The 1,030-nt window shown below is 46.2% G+C and carries 2 protein-coding genes; both read right to left on the reverse strand.

Annotation, left to right across the window (positions count from 1 at the left end; all coding sequences use genetic code 11):
• Positions 1–455 (reverse strand): 2-oxo-4-hydroxy-4-carboxy-5-ureidoimidazoline decarboxylase (uraD, locus tag L652_RS0102295; protein WP_024603246.1); only part of this gene is annotated, 455 nt, incomplete at its 3' end.
• Positions 452–1,030 (reverse strand): xanthine dehydrogenase accessory protein XdhC (gene xdhC / locus L652_RS0102300; RefSeq protein ID WP_024603247.1); only part of this gene is annotated, 579 nt, incomplete at its 5' end. The genes uraD and xdhC, both read right to left, overlap by 4 nt.

The following is a 1,030-nucleotide window of genomic DNA, read 5'->3' on the forward strand; positions in this document are numbered from 1 at the left end:
CCCGCGGCTATATTTAGCTCTGTACTGCGGGTGTTGTGTATGCGCTGCTCTATGAGTTCGAGCATTTGTTCGGCCGTTTTACCGGTGGCGCACACAATAAAAATAAAGCCAAACTTGTTCAGGTACTCTTTATTGAGGGCAATCATTTTGGTAAGTACGGCTTCGTTTGCTTTGCTCATACCCGATTGCTCATGCCCCGCTTTTTGTGCGGTAGCAGCGTATTTTTTGCTAAGGGTTGATAAGTCGCCTATTTGCGGGTGGCCTTCAAAGGCAGCTAAATAGTCACTTTCGCCAAGGTTATCCCATGTGCTTTGTGCGCATTCAAACAGCTGCTGAGCACTTTTAAATGGCATTGCTTTTACCATGCCCGCCACCCAGTTAGGGGCCGCGCAGCAATGCTCAAGTGCTTGTTTTACTTGTGCATCATTTAGCGTATTTATTTGTAAACTACTCATGCGTTTACTTCCTCTTGCGTGGTGCTAATTAAGGCATTTTTTAGTGTGCGCCATTGCAAGCCTTGGCGTTTTGGCTCTTGGGTTTGCATAGCCTGATAAAGGCCAATTAGCTGTCCACTAATCGAAATAGCCACTTCCATTGGTAATTTGCCCGAAATGTTATTAAGCCCAACAGGGCAGGTCATTTGCTGTATTTGATCGGCTGTAAAATCGCGATGTGCTAGGCGCTGCTTAAAGCGTTTGGCTTTAGTGTCAGAGCCAATTACACCAAGCCAATTGGCATCGGCGCGTTTAATAATGGCTTGGGTGAGTGCAAAGTCGAGCTGGTGGTTATGGGTCAATATTAAGTAGTTGTTAGCTTTAGGCGCACGTTTTACTTGCTCTGTTGGTTCTTCATCAACCACTTTTACTACGTTATTTGGAATAGCCTGTGGGAATACATCGGCGCGGCTATCTATCCAGCGTATGCGCATAGGTAGTTGTGCCAATATACCAATAAGCGCCTGTGCTACGTGGCCTGCGCCATAAATGTCTAAGGTAAAGCGCTCGCATTGCATGCATTCAAGCATAACGGT

It is taken from the genome of Pseudoalteromonas sp. TB25, from assembly GCF_000497995.1.
Lineage (GTDB): Bacteria > Pseudomonadota > Gammaproteobacteria > Enterobacterales > Alteromonadaceae > Pseudoalteromonas > Pseudoalteromonas distincta.